The following is a 16,265-nucleotide window of genomic DNA, read 5'->3' on the forward strand; positions in this document are numbered from 1 at the left end:
CCTCCGGCGAGAGGAAACTCGACCTCCAGGCCTTCTGTGCGGAGCAAGGCAGGTGAATGTCGAAGGTGTGCAGTACCAGTGCCGGCCACGGTCAGGCTCCCTTCGCCACGGAGTATTCACTTACGGGCAGGCCCGCGGCTGTCTTCCCTCGTGCGAGGTTCACCTTGAGCGCTTCTGACGATTCGACCGATCCGAGGGGCAGGTGGCAGCGATATCTGCGGCCATCCGGACGCTCGGTGAGCCCCGGCTGGTCGGAAATGCAAATCTCACTTGCGAACTGGCACCGGGACGCGAATCGGCACCCTGTCTGAAAGCGCTCGGTGGGCAACGGCTCACCGGGGATCGTGAACAGATCGGACTTGACCGGTTTGTCGATGCTTGGAGTTGATCGCAGCAGAGCCGCGGTGTACGGCATCAGAGGTTGATTGAGGACGGTCGCCGTCTTGCCGTATTCGACTATCTGGCCGCTGTACATGACCATCAGGTCATCGGTCCTGCTCGACACCACCGCGAGATCGTGACTGACCAAGATCATGGCCATTCCACGCTGAGACTGGTGGGTCTTGAGCAGGCCGAGCACCTGTGCCTGGACCGTAACATCGAGAGCCGTAGTCGGCTCATCTGCCAAGAGCAGCTCGGGGTCACATGCGATTGCGATCGCGATGACGACTCGCTGCCGCATCCCGCCTGACAGCTCGTACGGATATTGGCGCATCCGTCGCGTCGGCTCTGGAATTCCGACGCTGCGAAGAAGCTCCAAGGTTCGGGTGTCTGCTTCGTTGCGGGAGATCTTGAAGTGTTGGCGGAGTGCTTCGGAGACTTGGAAACCGATGCGGTGGTTCGGGTGAAGTGTTGTCATCGGATCCTGGAAGACCATGGCCATGCACGAGCCCCACGTCGCCCGAAGCCGTGGGCCAGACATCGTGAGCAGGTCTTCACCATCCAAAACGATCCGGCCGCGATGGCGAACATCGCTTGCTCTTAGCAGGCGCATGATTGACCGGATGAGCACCGATTTGCCAGAGCCTGACTCACCGACCACACCGAGCGTCCGCCCACGGTCGACTGAGAAGCTGGCGTTCCGTACGGCGGGAAGCGCGTTGCCGCCCGAAATGAACTCGGTTGTGAGGTCGTCCACCACCAACAGCGGGGCGAGGTTTGAGTTCGACATCAGGCGGTCGCCTCCTTGCTTTGCCACCAACGGCCGATGACGCCGATCGACAGGACCGTCCCGAACAGGACCATGGCGGGCACAAGTACTAGGTAGGGCGCAGAGCTCAGCGAGGACTGGCCGTCGGAGATCATTCCTCCCCATGTGGGAGTCGGCGGCGGCACACCCAGGCCCAGGTAGCTCACCGCGGCTTCAGCGACCATCAGACTTGCGAGAACCACCACCGCGTAGGCGACGACCGGACGCATGACGGCCGGCAGCAGCTCGCGAGTGAGGAGTCTGAGTGGGCGTGTGCCGATCATCCGGGCCGCATCGACATATGGCTGGTGTCGAACGACTCGTGCGGTTCCACGCGCGAGCCGCGCAAAGGTCGGTAGGGCGTACAGCGCCAGCCCGAGAACCAGCTGCGGTACGCCAGCTCCCATCGTCGCGGCCAAGGCCAGCAGGAGCACGACCCCGGGAACGGCTAAGAGGCTGTCCAGCAATGCGCCCACAAAGAAGTCGACCGGCTTCCAGATCGCGGCGAACATTCCGGCCGCTACCCCAACGACCATTCCAAACACGGTCGCCAGGACGCCGACGATCAGTGAGATTTGTGCGCCATGAGCCAAGCGAGCGGTGACACTTCGTCCGAGTCGGTCAGTACCGAGGACTTCTGGCCAAGACGTGAATGGGGCGGAATGGCCGACCGCAACATTCGCCGTGGGGTCTGCGATCGGAAGGAAGTCCGCCAGGAGGGCGGCCGCAGCGACGACGCCTAACCACGCAACGGCGAGCCAAAGGCCGAGGCGCCGACGGCGCACAACCCGAGGGCTGTCAGTGCTCTCGGTGGGGACCACCAGGATGGGTGGATCGTCGGTTCGGGCAGTCAGAGTCATGATGCGTTCGTCCCTGGATAGAGTTTGGGAATCAGCAAGTCGACGACGAGATTTGCGACGACGTACAGCACAGCGATGAAGGCCACCAGTCCCTGGATCAGGATCAGATCCTTATCGCGTACTGCCGAGACGAGTTGCGTACCGAGTCCCGGGAGGTTGAAGACAACCTCAATGACGATCGCTCCTCCGAACAGGCGTCCGAGTGCGAGACCGAGCAGGGTCACCAGAGATATCGAGGACGGTCGCAGGACATGTCGGAAGAGCAGTCGGGTCGTGCTGATGCCCTTGGCGCGAGCCAAGGCGATGTAGTCGTGCGTGAGAGACGAAACAGCGTCGGCTCGTAGGATCGGCGTCAGGATGGCTATCTCCACGAGTGCCAATGACAACGCGGGAAGGAAGGCGGACGTCAGGTTCGCACCGAGTCCTTCCTCGATGTATGACCAGTTGCTCGTGGGGAACCATCCGGTTCCGATGGCGAGTGCCAGGACCAGGACCAGGCCGATCACAAAGCTCGGGACCGCGATGAGAGCCGATGTCATCGCGTTGATCAATCGATCGACCCACGATCCTCTGCGGTAAGCGGCATAAAGCCCTGCCGGCACCGCGACGATGACAGTCATGAGCATCGACAAGATGGTGAGCTCGGCAGTGATCGGCAGGCGTTCACCGATCACCTCAATGACGGGACGCTGAAGGAAGTCCGATTCACCGAGGTCACCGCGGACAGCTGAGGAGGTCCAATCCCACCAGTTCTGGATCATCGGATCGTCGAAACCGTACTTGTCGCGGACAGCCTGGAGGACCTCAGGGGGTGCGGAGTCGCCCGCGATGGTCACGGCGGGATCGCCGGGCGACAACGCAATCAGAGCAGTGGTACCAAAAGTCACGATGAAGAGGACCAGCAGCAGGCGAAGCAGTCGTAGGGACCACGTGCGTGTGGTTCGGTACGTGCCGGCTCGAGATTGCGTGAGTGTCGCCATGGCGCCGCCTACCCTTCGAGCTTCTCCGGCACTTGGTCCGGAGTCTCGAGCTCAACCTTTGCGCCCCCTGAACGTGGTTCAGGGCGTAGCGGGAGCGCGTCGTGGATGGCGTTGACATGGGCCCGGGTCCGATGGACTGCCAACGCGAGGTCACCTGCGATGATCGCCTCGACGATGGCGCGATGGGCGCGTTGGGACTCGGCGATGCGATCCTTGGGGAAGAGCACATCTGCGGGGACTGTTGCGGCGCTGATGTGCCACTCGGTCAGGCTGACGAGCACGTCGACGAAGAGCTTCAGAGCCGGATTGCCGGACAGCTCAGCGAGAACGCCGTGGAGCTCGTGGGTGTGGTGCCCCGGGCGGTCGTTTGATTCCTCACGCTCGAGAGTTTCACGTAGCCGGCGAATCCCTGCTTCGTTGAGGTTCTGCACGGTGCGCTCGACGGACTGCAACTCCAAACTGAGGCGAGCCTCGTAGAGGTCGCCGAGGGAGACACCTTGGAAGTCGAGATAGAGCGTGGCGGCCCGCGTCAGTGCTGTGACGTCAGGGGCCGTCACTATCAGTCCGCCGCTTGAGCCCGCTCGCATGGTGGCGACGCGATGGTGCTCCAGGAGGCGAACAGCTTCACGGAAGACAGCTCGACTGACACCGTAGCGATCCAGAAGGTCGCGTTCGGTGCCGATCACCTGACCGATCGGCCAGCCAGCTCGCATGATCTCCCGCTCGATCTCGGATGCAAGCCTTTCCGCCCGCTTTCGGGCAGGAGCAGCCTTGGCACCGTCCCGCGTGGGAAACGTCTCCTGTTGGCGACCGTCGAACGATCTCTCGTGCTTGACCTCGGTCATACGGGCCGCGGAGAGTCGTAAAGGCATGCCTTGCGAACATCCAGGGTACTCATAGCCCCATATCCTTCGGCCTGTCCTGCGGTTGTGTCAAGCAGCGGGTGTCGTACCCTCGCCCCGGTTTGGCGTCTATGGATCAATTTTCCCTGAATTTGCAGAGGATTTCAATAGACATAGAATCTCAGGGGTTGACCGGGCGAAACTTTGGAGTCCAGGATACTAGTGTCCTATTTGTCGTAGATCACAGTTTTAGAGGGAGTACGCAGTTGTCCGACTCAGAGTTTGGACGCATCACCGATGAAAAGGTGAGCCGGCTGCGTGAACGGATCGGCATCAACCTCCATTCGGAGAATTTCGAGGAGCCGGACGTGGATCCGGCCATCTGGAGCGCGCGGCCTACTGGGTTCAATCACGAAGTCACCGCTGACGGGATCCGCCATTTCGTCCATGGCTATGGCGACGACAATCCGCTCTATTGCGATGAGAGCTACGCACTCGGCAGCAACTGGGATGGTCTGGTCGCACCTCCAACCTTCGTGTGGAGCATGTACCTGAGCCCTCAGCACGACGAGACGACATTCGGCGGCGCCGACGAACCTCCGCGCCGACTTGTCCCCGCGCTGGGCGAACGGATCAAGGGAGATCCTCTCCGTGGGACTGGAATGCTGCAATCTCACGTGGGCTATGAGTTCTATCGTCCGCTGCGAATCGGTGATCGGCTGTTCGCCAAGCGGACCCTTCTGGGTGTCTCGGAGAAGGAAAGCTCGTGGGGCGGTCGCACAGTCCATGTCACGTTCGGTGTGGTGACATGGAACCAGCGGCGCGAACTCGTGCACTTCCAACGTGGCACCTGGATCCGCGCCGAGCGCCGCCCGCTCGAAGCGGGACGAGGCGAGAGTGATCGCGTTGTCCAACCCGCGGCCGATCCCTACACGGAAGAGCAGCTGGCCGAGATCGACGCCGCCTACGCGTCAGAGCGCCGCCGGGGCGCCGAGCCGCGGTTCTGGGAAGACGTCGAGATCGGTGAGGAACTGCCTCTGCGGGTCAAGGGGCCCCTGCGGGTCACCGACGTGATCTTGTGGCATGCCGGGTTCGGCCAGGCATTCCACACGTATGCGTTCCGCCTGAGCTACGAGCGCAGGATGCTCAGCCCTGGCCTGTACTCGCCCAATGAGTACAACGTGCCGGACATCGTCCAGCGGATGCACTGGGATGCCGAGTGGGCCAGAAAGGTCGGCGCAGCCGAGCGATACGACTATGGGGCATTGCGTGAGACCTGGTTGGCCCAGCTGGCAACGGACTGGGCCGGAGATGACTCGTGGATCCTGTCATTGGACGCCGAGCACCGGCGATTCAACTACGTCGGCGACACCACGTGGTTGAAGGGTGAGGTTGCTCAGAAGTCGATGCGGGGCGATCAAGCAGTGGTCGAGCTCGACATGTACTGCGAGAACCAACGCGGCGAACGATCGTCGACGGGCACTGCGGTCGTTGCTCTTCCGACACGTCAAGGGGGCACGAGCTTGACTCTTACACGGCCTCTGGACACTGATCCGATCGACCACCTCCGCCGACAGCTCGACCGCATGGACGTCGCGGATGCCTGATAGCGAAGACGCGGCCGTGACGGCCGGTGAGGCGTATCGATCTCGTCTGCGGGGTTTGCTCGATGCCACGTCGGACGTGCAGGCACTCTGGTCGGATGGTCGATGGACCACGTGGGGCGATGTTGCGCACTGTGCGGCATCAGCGGCACAACAGCTTGTTGCACTCGGCATCGGCCCAGGAGACCCCGTTCTGCTCGTACTCCGCAACAGGCCGTCAGCAGTCGCCGCCCTGTTGTCGTGCCTCATGCGCCGGATTCCGCCGGTTTTGATGTCGTACCAGCAGCCTCAAGGTCAGCTGGTTGCAACTGCCGGCGCCTTGGATGTAACTGCCGTGATCCTTGATCGCGAGGACTACAAGGGAGACCTTCCGCAGATGTTGGAGAGAATGGCCCTCCCGGTGGTTCTAGTGTCATCTGGTTCTGAAGTTGCTGTCGTTGTTCCGCCAGTCCCGGATGACGGTATACGGATCACTGAAGGTCGGTCTGTGGACTCTTCCCAGGTTGCGATGTTCGTTCCTACAAGTGGAACGACCGGCACTCCAAAACACGTGTCGCTCCCGTGGGACCGTCTTCCACTGGGACGTGAGAGCGCGACCCGTCCTGCCGCGGGGCCGGAGGAGAGGCCCCCGGTCATCCAGGCAATGACCATGGCGAGCATCACTGGGGTGCGAAGCGTGCTGGGAGCGGTTGGAGGTGGCCGGTCGCTCTTGCTGCTCGATCGAGTTGATGTCGATCAATGGACGAAGCTGGTCGAGCACTATGGGATCCGTGTCGGTGGACTGCCACCCGCTGCCATGCGCAGCATGCTGGACACAAAGATTCCCCCAGATCGGCTGCGGTCGATGCGAGCGTGGATCACTGGCTCAGCCCCGCTCGACCCCTCGCTCCAAGCAGAGTTCGAGGAATATTTCGGCGTCCCAGTCCTGGTGGCCTACGGATCTACCGAGACCGGCGGAGCGGTCGCGTCGTGGACGTTGGAGCTCCATCGCGATTGGCGGGACAGCAAGCTTGGGTCGGTAGGACGCGCCAACCCCGGGGTCACTCTGGAGATCCGCGACGAGTCCACGGACCGTCCCGTTTCGTCCGGCGAGCCGGGCATCCTGATGGCTCGACCCGCCGGATCCTCGACCTGGGTGCGTACGAGTGATCGTGCCCTCTTGGATGCGGACGACTTCCTGTTCGTGCTGGGTCGTGCCGACGACGTCGTCATTCGCGGAGGATTCAAGGTCTCGCTTGGAGATGTCGAGGCCCTGTTCCGACAGCATCCTGCGGTCCGAGACGTCGGGGCGGTTGGGCTTGACGACGAGCGACTTGGCCAAGTTCCGGCTGTCGGGGTGGTTCTCCGTACGGGTGCGGCGGTGACGCCGGATCAGCTGCGCGAGTGGGCGATCGAACGCGTTGTCCGCTATCAGGTGCCCAAGATCGCGGTACTCGCGGAATTGCCCATGGGTGCGACCCACAAGGTCAACCGCTCAGCACTTCGGAAGATCCTGGCTGATGCGATGCAGGACCAGGAGAAACACGTAGGGAGCTCGACATGACAATGCCGCATCGACACGACAAATCCGCTGGTGACGATCGTGACGTGGAGACCGTCCTGACTCGCACGGCTGACGGAGTGATGACAGCGACGCTGAATCGCCCGCACGTCCTCAATGCCTTCAACGGCGCGGCAACCGACCGATTGACGCGTGTTGTCGCCGGGGCCGAGGAAGATGACGACATTTCCGTCCTGGTCATCACCGGTGCGGGTCGCGCGTTCTCATCGGGCTACGACCTCGCGGCGCCGCCCGACCGCGACCGAGAGTTTGGAAGTGCGGCCCTGATCAAGAGGTTGGCAGCCTTCCGCAAGCCGCTGATTCTCGCGGTGAACGGAATCGCCGTCGGCCTGGGAGCCTCGATGACGTCCCTGGCCGATATCACTGTTGTCGCTCACAGCGCTCGACTGAGGTACCCATTCGTGGGGATGGGCTTACCCCCCGAGGCGGGAAGCACGTACCAGCTTCCCCGTCAGATCGGTCGCCAGCGAGCTTTCTGGTACCTCACGTCAGGCGTGTGGGTGGACTCGGCGGAATGCGTCGAAGCCGGCCTCGCACTGGAGCGAGTTCCCGATCGCCAGCTCGTCGCGAGGGCGACTGAGATGGCGATTGCGCTCGCCAGGCAATCCCCGGACGCGCTGATCGAGACGAAGCAGTTGATGAACGGACCTCATCGCGACCCGTTGATCGCGAGCATCCGAGCGGAGAACGCAGCAGTGATGCGACTGCAGGACGCGCCGATGTACCGCGAGTCGGTGGCCGCCTTCCGCGCAAATCGCGCAGCGGACCTCAGTCCGGAGAATCTTGCAACCTACGAAACCACCACTGAGTCCCCTCGTGCCGATGAATTGTCGGCCGGATCGGAGAGCCATGACTGAGCGACTTCGGGCAAGCGGGTCGAGCCCACTCTTGGTGTCGCGGGAGGGCCACGTCGGCACGATCACACTAAATCGTCCCGATCGTCTAAACGCTCTGAACCGTGAGTTGTTCGAGGGCCTCGCCGACGCCTGGAGGAGCTTGGACGCAGATCCGAAGATCCGCGTCATCATCGTGACCGGAGAAGGAAAGGGATTCTGTGCCGGCGCTGACATGGTCGCGCCGTCGGTGACGAACCGCGATCAGCAAACTGCCGAGCGAGCGCATGTTCCCCTTCCGCTGTTCACCGCCCGTCAGATGGGAGTCTTCAAACCGGTCATCACGGCAGTCAACGGTGTGTGCGCGAGCGCGGGTCTCCACTTCGTAGTGGACTCCGACATCGTGATCGCGAGCGAGAATGCCACGTTTGTCGACACCCACGTCAACGTTGGTCAGATCTCAGCTCTCGAGCCGATCGGGCTTGCTCGCAAGATGCCATTGGAATCGGTGCTGCGCATGGTGGCTCTTGGGCGCGCCGAGCGCATGACGGCTGCCCGTGCCCTGCAGTTGGGAATGATCAGCGAAGTCGTTCCAGCTGACGAGCTCGGGGCCCGGGCCCGCGAGCTGGCTGAGCATGTGGCGGAGGCGTCACCGACAACCCTTCAACGCTCGCTTCGCGCCATTTGGGAGAGCCTCAATCTCGGGATTGACGAGGCGCTGGATCGCGGCTGGCACGCCGTCCAGGACCACTACGGACACCCCGACAATGTCGAAGGACCGCTGGCCTTCGCCGAGAAGCGCTCACCCAACTGGGTGGATCCGCTTGCCACCGATGCTTCCCCCGACCAATCCCCCAAGGAAGGCAGCAAACTATGAAGTTCAACCGACTACCGAATAGACGAGCCCTCGTTTCGCTCGGACTCGCGATGGCGCTGTTCGTCCCGCTATCCGCATGTTCGTCAGGTGACGGAGAAGACACAGGATCAACCAGCAACATTGAGTACTTCAGCGCTGCTGCAGCAGACGTGGCGAAGCTGGATCCTGCGCTCGGGTCCACCAGCGGAATGGTGGGAACGGGAGCACTGTGGATCGGCGTCTTCGACACACTCGTCAACATCGCGCCGGATGGCGCGGTCGAACCACGACTGGCGAGCAAGGTTGAAGGGAGCGACGATTTTGTGACGTGGACGGTGACGCTTCGCTCAGGACTGACCTTCTCCGACGGGACGCCGTTCGACGCCGAGGCTGTTGTTCAGCACTGGACGCGACTTGCGGACCCGAAGACTGGTTCGAAGGACCAGGGGCAGGCAGGAGCGTTGAAGAGCATCACGGCGGTGGACGCGGCGACCATCGAGGTCACGCTGGACGAACCCGATGCACACTGGCCCGACGTGCTGGCGTCAACCGCGCTTGCGCTGGTCCCGTCTCCGACAGCAGTCGAGAAGTACGGCGACAAGTTCGGCACGTCCCCGGAGACCACAGTGGGAGCGGGCCCGTTCACGGTCACGGCCTGGAGGCGCGACGACCGAGTGACCCTCGCTCGCAGCAAGACGTACTGGAACTCCAAGGAGGTCGGCCCGAAACAGGTGGTATTCCGGTATGTCACCGACCCGTCGTTGCGGGCAAAGACCTTTTCGGCAGGTGAGGGTGACATTATGGCCCTGACGGCGCCCGGAGACGAGCTGGTCGAAGCCCGAAAGAACTACACCGAGTTCGACGCCAGCCTGATCGGTGCGTTGGCTGTCGCCGTCAACACGCGTGAAGGACACCCCACCAGCAGCACAGAGCTCCGACAGGCATTGGCTGCAGCAGTCGACATCGACGCCGCCCTGAAGCGGTCGGCGCCGGGGGCCGAGGCGATCACGAGCCTCTACCCGAAGAGCTCGCCGTACAACGAGGAAGCCGACGGGCTGTTCGGTGATCCGGCGAAGGCGCAGGACCTAGTCGATCAGTACTTGGCAGGAACCGGAAAGTCGTCGGTGTCCATCGTCTTCGTGACCAACCAGCAGTACTCGGGCGTCGCGCAAGCGCTCAAGCAGGACTGGGACAAGATCAAGGGTCTCGATGTCAAGATCGAGGTCGAACAGTCGCTCCTGGATCGCTTGGGTTCCCGCGACTTCGATCTCATCTTCTCTGCCTTCGGCGGCGGAACTCCCAGGGCGCTGGTTGATCGCTTGCGCTCCACCGAGAAGGCAACCAATGTCACGGGAATTTCTGATCCAGCCCTCGACGATGCGCTGCTCCGTTACTCGCGTTCGCTTGACCCTGAGGCGATGGGCGAAGCGCTCAGTGACGTCCAGGCCTCCGTCTGGGAAAAGGTCCCCTACATGCCGGCGCTCGCACAGATTGGCAGCAACTTCGCGAGGAACAAGGACATGGACGTCCCGATTCTCACCGATAGTGCGGTTGACTTCTCGGGTATCGAAGTCAAGTAGTGCGGACCGGGTGCGATGAAGCTGAGTGGAAGAAGTGGTACGAGTGACTCAGTCCGCTGAGAACATCGTGTTCCGATACGTGCTCGAGCGACATGCACGGCAGGCCCCCGAGCGCACGTTCGCGACCTTTCCTGCAGAGGGAAGGACGTGGACCTGGGCAGAGGCCGATGCTGCTGCGAATCGCATGGCGAATGCCTTGGCCGAGCTCGGGGTCGGTCGGGGAAGCCGCGTAGCAGTGCTGAGTGAGAACAGCTCGGCCATGGTGCAGGTGATCCTTGGGACGACGAAGCTCGGGGCGATCTATGTACCGCTGCACACCAGCTGGAGGGGTGAGCAGCTGGAGCACGGTCTGGGGATCGTCCATCCCCACGTCATCGTCTGTCAGGTGCAGTACCTCGAGAGCATGGCCGCCGTGGGGGCAAGCGCCCCCACGGTGGTCATCGACTGCGATACTGCCGGTCCAGACCTCGACGACCTGGTCGCGCGGGCGGACTCGTCATCGCCCGAGCCTCCACCGGATCCATACCTCGACGTGTGGGACCCGTATGCCGTGATCTTCACCTCGGGAACGACGGGCCGTTCCAAGGGCGTGCTGTGCCCCTATGGGCAGCTCTTCGCTCAGGTCGAGCATCCGATGCTGCCCGTCGTAACGGCAGACGACACGTTCTTGGGGGACATGCCGCTGTTCCATGTCGGTGGGTTGTTGGCGATGATGGCCGTCCTGCAGCTCGGGGCGACGTGGGTCGTGACGCCACGGATCCGGATTGGCACCTACTGGGAGATCGTGCGAAACCACGGAGTGACTCACGCGACACTGCTGCCGCAGGTCGCGACCTTCCTGCAAAAACAACCCGAGCGGCCGGACGATGCTGTCAACCCGCTGCGGATTATCATGACTGGGTCGTTCTCGCGTGGGCTTGACCAGTGGTGCAAGCGTTTCGGCGTGAAGAACAGGTACCGCTTCTACAACTCGACGGAGTTGTGTGCGCCGTTGATGACGGGTCTGGATCCTGAGGAGAGTGCCTCCACGGGCCACGTCCGGCCCGGCGTTGCCGTCGACGTGATCGACAGCGAGGGCAAGTCCGTCGAGCGAGGAACAGTGGGCGAGCTGATCGTTCGTTCCTCACGACCATGGGAGATGTTCCTCGGATATCTCGGTGACTACACCGCGACGTCTGCCGCATGGACTGATGGGTGGTTCAGGTCCGGCGATCTTTTCGTTCAGACCGGAGAGAACACCTATCAACACGTCGATCGGCTGGCAGACGCGATCAGGCGTCGCGGCGAGAACATCTCCGCATTCGAGCTCGAGGAAGTGATTCTTCGTCATCCTGCCGTCTACTCGTGCGCAGTGGTGGGGGTGCCCGATGACGAGGTCCTGGGCGATCACGACATCAAGGCCTGTGTGCAGCCTCGCAAGGGTGAGACCTTGGACCCAGCCGAGCTCGTCGCGTTTCTGGATGAGCGACTTCCACCGTTCGCAGTCCCGCGATACGTCGACATCCTGGAGGAGCTGCCGCGCACCGCAACGACCAAGATCCGCAAGTCCGAGCTGCGTTCAGCAGGCGTGACGGACTCGACCTGGGACCGGAACAGTGCTGGCAACGGGGTGATCGGTCGTGATTGACGAACCAGGACTCGACGAGTTCCGTGATCAGTTCCGCAGCTGGCTGACCGGCAACGTTCCGCCGGATTGGAAGGACCAGCTGAATCGTGACCTGCGGGCCCTGTACGCCTGGTGGGCCAACGCTTTGCGAGAAGCGGGCTATGGACCACCGAGCTGGGACGTCGCCCATGGTGGTCCTGGGCTGAGCCTGGCGCAGCAGTTGGTCGTCTTCGAGGAGATCGCCCTGGGTGACTGTCCCGATTATCCCGGCCTGTTCGCCTGCGCCTACAACCACGTCTATTCAACGCTGACGGCACACGGGTCTGCGGAGCAGATCGCGACCCACCTGCCGCCGATCCTGGCGCACGAGGTGGTGTGGGCCCAAGCCTTCTCGGAGCCGGAGGCCGGATCGGATCTTGCGTCCTTGCGGACCACGGCCACCCGGGACAAAGATGAGTACGTCGTCAATGGGCAGAAGATCTGGTCCACACGTGCGCCACACGCAGACTGGGCGATACTTCTGGCGCGGACGGACCGGACCGTGCCGAAGCGGCAAGGACTCTCGTACTTCGTCGTGGACCTGCGCACACCGGGGATCGAGATCAGGCCCATCAAACAGATCACCGGTGTCGAGGATGACTTCGCCGAAATCTACTTCACCGACGTGCGGATCCCGGCGGCCAACATGGTCGGCGAGGAGGGGGAAGGATGGAAGGTCGCCCACACCACTTTGTCGTCGGAGCGCGGGCCACTTGCCGTACCGATCGCACTGAGACTACGTCGAACCCTGGAGCACGTGCTCCCACTGGCCCTGGCTGCGGTCGATGAAGAAGGAGGCGACTTCCCGACGTCAGCGATCGGTCAGGAGTTCGCAGAGCTCCACTCCGAAGTCGAGATCCTCGCCGAGCTGATCTACGGGACGCTGGCCAAGCTCATCGAGACAGGGAGTCCCTCGGTCGAGTCGTCGTTGGTGAAGCTCGTGCTGAGCCGGCTCATGCAGAGGGCTTCCGGATTCGCCCTGGACGTGGCAGGTGCGCCCGGCCATGACGCGGCGGGATCGGTCGTACGCGGCGTGGACAACGGGGACTGGCTCAACGAACACCTCGAGTCTTGGGTGTGGACGATCGCCGGTGGGACCGATCAGATTCAGCGCAACATCATCGGCGAGCGCGTGCTCGGACTGCCACGAGACCCCATGGTCAACTGAGGAGCTGAAGGAAGATGCAAATCGTCTCGGTCACGAGCGAGCAACAGATGCTGCGAGAGGTCGTCCACGACGTGCTCGCCACCGACAGCTCACCCGAATGCGTCAGTCGAGATGTCGCTGCCCCGCAAGGATTCAGTCTCGGGTTATGGCGAAAGGCTGCCGACCTCGGTTGGCTGGGCTTGGAGGTCCCGCCCGACCTCGGCGGATCCGGGGGAACGTACCTGGAGACCGCCATCGTGCTCCGTGAGCTCGGACGCTTCGTCACCCCGGGCCCATATCTCTCGCACAGCCTGGCTCTGACGGGGCTCGTGGCCGCGGGTGGCGACAGCCAGTCCGCCGCATGGATCGAACCGGCCATGACCGGCGAGGTCATCGGCGCGGTCGTGATCCCGACCATCGGTCCCGGCGGCCGCCGCTCGTGGCCAGTGACGGCGCGATCAATCGACAAGCGAGGGACGTTGCGGCTCAACGGTGCGGCTATGCGACTCCCGGACATTGGCGAAGCGAATGTCATCGTGCTCGCTACCATGACCGAATCGGGTCCGGTGATCGCAGCAATCCCGGCCGCGGAGGCCGAGTGGCCTACCGAATCTCGGCCGACTCACGACCAGACCCGCCGTCTCTACGACATCGACGTCACAGGATTTGAGGTCCCGGTCGAATGGCAGCTCGCGCACGGTGAGCAGGCTGAGGAGATCGTCGGTGCCCTGTCTCGTCGAGCAGCCATCGGCATTGCCCTCGACTCGGTCGGCGGCGGCGAGCGGGTCAACGCGATGGCGGTCGACTACGCCAAGCAACGGGTCCAGTTCGGCCGACCGATCGGATCGTTCCAAGCGCTCAAGCACATGTGTGTCGACGCATACGTCGAGGTCGAGAAGGGGCGGATCGCCACAGATGCGGCTGTCATGGCGGAGACCCACGACGGTTCCCGGCGTTCCTATTGGAGCGCCGTTGCCAAGTTCCGGGCCGGAGAGGCATACGCCCGTGCGGCCGGGGACAGCCTTCAGATCCATGGAGGAATCGGCATGACGTGGGAGTTCCCACTGCATCGGTGGCTCAAGCGCGCCAAGCTCAATCGGGCACTCTTCGGCACACCCGCGGCAACGCGCGCCTCGATAGCTCGGCTGGCCGCTGGCAGCGGGGCGGGGACCCCGGAATGAACTTCGAGCTGACAGCTGACCAAGAAGCCATACGCGCTGCAGCCAGAGATCTCGGCTCTCGATTCGAGAATCAGTACTGGCGCGAAAAGGATCAACAGCACGAGTTCCCGGCGGAGTTCTACCAGGCCGTTGCCGAGAGCGGCTGGCTGGGAATGACGATTCCACAGGAGCACGGGGGACACGGTCTCGGAATCACCGAGGCGTCGATTCTCTTGGAGGAGATCTCCGCCAGCGGAGGCGGCATGAACGCCGCAAGCTCGATCCACATGTCGATCTTCGGCATGCACCCGGTAGTCGTGCACGGATCCGACGACCTGAAGTCACGCACCTTGCCTCGGATCACGAATGGTGACCTTCATGTCTGCTTCGGCGTGACCGAGCCGGGGGCGGGTCTGGACACCACGCGGATCACAACGTTCGCTCGTCGTGACGGTGACAGCTACGTCGTCAACGGACACAAGGTCTGGATCTCAAAGGCCATGGAGTCCGAGAAGATCTTGCTGTTGACGCGAACGACGAAGTTTGGGGACGTGGATCGCAAGACTGACGGGTTGACACTGTTCCTGACAGATCTTGATCGCAACCACGTCGACATTCGCCCGATCCTGAAGATGGGACGCAACGCCGTGACGTCGAACGAACTCTTCATCGATGATCTTCGAGTTCCGGTGGAAGATCGCGTTGGTGAGGAGGGCAAAGGATTTGAGTACATCCTTGACGGGCTGAACCCTGAGCGGATGCTCATTGCGGCTGAGGCTCTCGGACTGGGACGGGTAGCGCTGGCACGGGCGGTCAAGTACGGCAATGAGCGTGAGGTCTTCGGACGGCAGATCGGCATGAACCAAGGAATCCAGTTCCCACTCGCTGATTCATTGGCACAACTCGATGCGGCCGAACTGATGCTTCGGAAGGCGACGTGGCTCTACGACAAGAAGCGGGCTTGCGGACGTGAGGCCAACACGGCCAAATACCTGTGCGCGGACGCCGCCTTCACCGCCGCCGATCGAGCATTGCAGACGCACGGAGGGATGGGCTACGCCGAGGAGTACGACGTGGCGAGGTACTTCCGAGAGGCCCGTCTGATGCGTATCGCGCCGATCAGCCAAGAGATGGTCCTGAACTTCCTGGGCACCCACGTGCTGGGGATGCCCAAGAGCTATTGAGCTCGCCGAGGATGTCGACTACCGGTCGGAAACCAGACCGGCATTCACCGGCGCGTCAAGGTCTGCTCGCAGTGCGACGTCGTGCGCCTTGTCCAGGTGCGCCCGCGACAGGCGGGCGGCGCGCTGGCCGTCGCCCGATGAGATCGCATCGACCAACGCAGCGTGTGCACGAACTGCACTGAGTCGGGTCTTCTGTGCGAGCGGCGACGCAGGTTCGACCCCGGGATGGAACCCGTCCACCACGACAGACCACACTGCACTGGCGTGGGCCTCCCAGATGGTCTCCAATGCCCTGGTCACCACGATCAGAGGCTCATTTCCGCACGAACTGACCACCCGATCGTGGAACTGTGCTGACGCGTCCAGGAACTCGTGGTGCTCGGCAACCAGCACGCGTTGTTGCTCAATGCTCTCCATGAGGGCTGGAACAACGACCTCGGCTCGATCAGCTCGGGCGGCGCACATCTGGGCGCACATGGGCTCGAGTTGTCTGAGCGCTCCACTGACGTCGTTGGGTGAGGCGTTGCGAGTCTGCAGCACCATGGCGATCATGTCGGCCGCATGCTGTGGCGAAGGCGCATGCACGACGGCACCACCGACATTGCCTCGCCTGACAGTGATCAGCCCTTCGCTCTCGAGGATGCGCAGAGACTCACGTAGCGCCGGCAGGCTGACCTTGTACTCGTGGAACAGGGCATCCTGGGTCGGAAGCAGATCGCCGTCTTTGAGACGGCCGGTGAGAATGTCCGAACGCAGCTTGCCGGCGACGATGTCGGCCAGCTTGGGTCGCCGTCGCTGGTTCAAAGAGTCCTCCCGCACGTGAG

The 16,265-nt window shown here is 62.8% G+C and carries 14 protein-coding genes; 9 read left to right on the plus strand and 5 right to left on the minus strand.

Features of this window, described 5'->3' with window-relative positions; all coding sequences use genetic code 11:
• Positions 1-91: 91 nt before the first annotated feature.
• From ABD683_RS11555 to ABD683_RS11570, 4 genes are all read right to left on the minus strand, one after another.
• Positions 92-1,171, minus strand: a complete 1,080-nt coding sequence (locus ABD683_RS11555) for an ABC transporter ATP-binding protein (RefSeq protein WP_344770109.1) — start codon at positions 1,169-1,171, stop codon at positions 92-94.
• Positions 1,171-1,725, minus strand: a complete 555-nt coding sequence (locus tag ABD683_RS11560) for an ABC transporter permease (protein WP_344770110.1) — start codon at positions 1,723-1,725, stop codon at positions 1,171-1,173. Before ABD683_RS11560 ends, ABD683_RS11555 begins: the two co-directional genes overlap by 1 nt.
• A gap of 320 nt (positions 1,726-2,045) precedes the next feature.
• Complete coding sequence (locus ABD683_RS11565) at positions 2,046-3,029, minus strand: ABC transporter permease (protein WP_344770111.1); 984 nt, start codon at positions 3,027-3,029, stop codon at positions 2,046-2,048.
• 8 nt (positions 3,030-3,037) lie between these two features.
• Positions 3,038-3,874 carry a FadR/GntR family transcriptional regulator gene (locus ABD683_RS11570; RefSeq protein ID WP_344770112.1) on the minus strand — a complete coding sequence of 279 codons (837 nt, stop codon included), beginning with the start codon at positions 3,872-3,874 and terminating at the stop codon, positions 3,038-3,040.
• 263 nt (positions 3,875-4,137) lie between these two features.
• Between ABD683_RS11570 and ABD683_RS11575 the strand changes: the two genes are divergently transcribed.
• Genes ABD683_RS11575 through ABD683_RS11615 form a run of 9 tightly spaced genes read left to right on the plus strand, consistent with a single transcriptional unit; the run spans position 4,138 to position 15,441 of the window.
• Entirely contained in the window at positions 4,138-5,478 is a 1,341-nt protein-coding gene (locus tag ABD683_RS11575) for an FAS1-like dehydratase domain-containing protein (RefSeq protein WP_344770113.1), read from the plus strand.
• On the plus strand, positions 5,471-7,018 hold the full coding sequence (locus tag ABD683_RS11580; RefSeq protein WP_344770114.1) for a class I adenylate-forming enzyme family protein: 1,548 nt from the start codon (positions 5,471-5,473) through the stop codon (positions 7,016-7,018). Before ABD683_RS11575 ends, ABD683_RS11580 begins: the two co-directional genes overlap by 8 nt.
• A 44-nt stretch (positions 7,019-7,062) precedes the next feature.
• Positions 7,063-7,893, plus strand: coding sequence for an enoyl-CoA hydratase/isomerase family protein (locus ABD683_RS11585; protein ID WP_344770115.1), 831 nt, complete (start codon positions 7,063-7,065; stop codon positions 7,891-7,893).
• Positions 7,886-8,746: an enoyl-CoA hydratase/isomerase family protein gene (locus tag ABD683_RS11590; RefSeq protein ID WP_344770116.1), complete on the plus strand. Its 861-nt coding sequence runs from the start codon at positions 7,886-7,888 to the stop codon at positions 8,744-8,746. Before ABD683_RS11585 ends, ABD683_RS11590 begins: the two co-directional genes overlap by 8 nt.
• Positions 8,743-10,305 carry an ABC transporter substrate-binding protein gene (locus ABD683_RS11595; protein WP_344770117.1) on the plus strand — a complete coding sequence of 521 codons (1,563 nt, stop codon included), beginning with the start codon at positions 8,743-8,745 and terminating at the stop codon, positions 10,303-10,305. Before ABD683_RS11590 ends, ABD683_RS11595 begins: the two co-directional genes overlap by 4 nt.
• Positions 10,306-10,348: 43 nt before the next feature.
• Positions 10,349-11,932, plus strand: a complete 1,584-nt coding sequence (locus tag ABD683_RS11600) for an AMP-binding protein (RefSeq protein ID WP_344770118.1) — start codon at positions 10,349-10,351, stop codon at positions 11,930-11,932.
• Positions 11,925-13,118 carry an acyl-CoA dehydrogenase family protein gene (locus ABD683_RS11605; protein ID WP_344770119.1) on the plus strand — a complete coding sequence of 398 codons (1,194 nt, stop codon included), beginning with the start codon at positions 11,925-11,927 and terminating at the stop codon, positions 13,116-13,118. The genes ABD683_RS11600 and ABD683_RS11605 overlap by 8 nt, the downstream gene beginning before the upstream one ends.
• Positions 13,119-13,132: 14 nt before the next feature.
• On the plus strand, positions 13,133-14,278 hold the full coding sequence (locus ABD683_RS11610) for an acyl-CoA dehydrogenase family protein (RefSeq protein ID WP_344770120.1): 1,146 nt from the start codon (positions 13,133-13,135) through the stop codon (positions 14,276-14,278).
• Complete coding sequence (locus ABD683_RS11615; RefSeq protein ID WP_344770121.1) at positions 14,275-15,441, plus strand: acyl-CoA dehydrogenase family protein; 1,167 nt, start codon at positions 14,275-14,277, stop codon at positions 15,439-15,441. The genes ABD683_RS11610 and ABD683_RS11615 overlap by 4 nt, the downstream gene beginning before the upstream one ends.
• 18 nt (positions 15,442-15,459) lie before the next feature.
• Here ABD683_RS11615 and ABD683_RS11620 read toward each other — a convergent pair whose 3' ends face one another.
• Entirely contained in the window at positions 15,460-16,245 is a 786-nt protein-coding gene (locus ABD683_RS11620; protein WP_344770122.1) for a FadR/GntR family transcriptional regulator, read from the minus strand.
• Between the last annotated feature and the right edge of the window lie 20 nt (positions 16,246-16,265).

The organism is Aeromicrobium panaciterrae (assembly GCF_039537165.1).
Taxonomy (GTDB): Bacteria; Actinomycetota; Actinomycetes; order Propionibacteriales; family Nocardioidaceae; genus Aeromicrobium; species Aeromicrobium panaciterrae.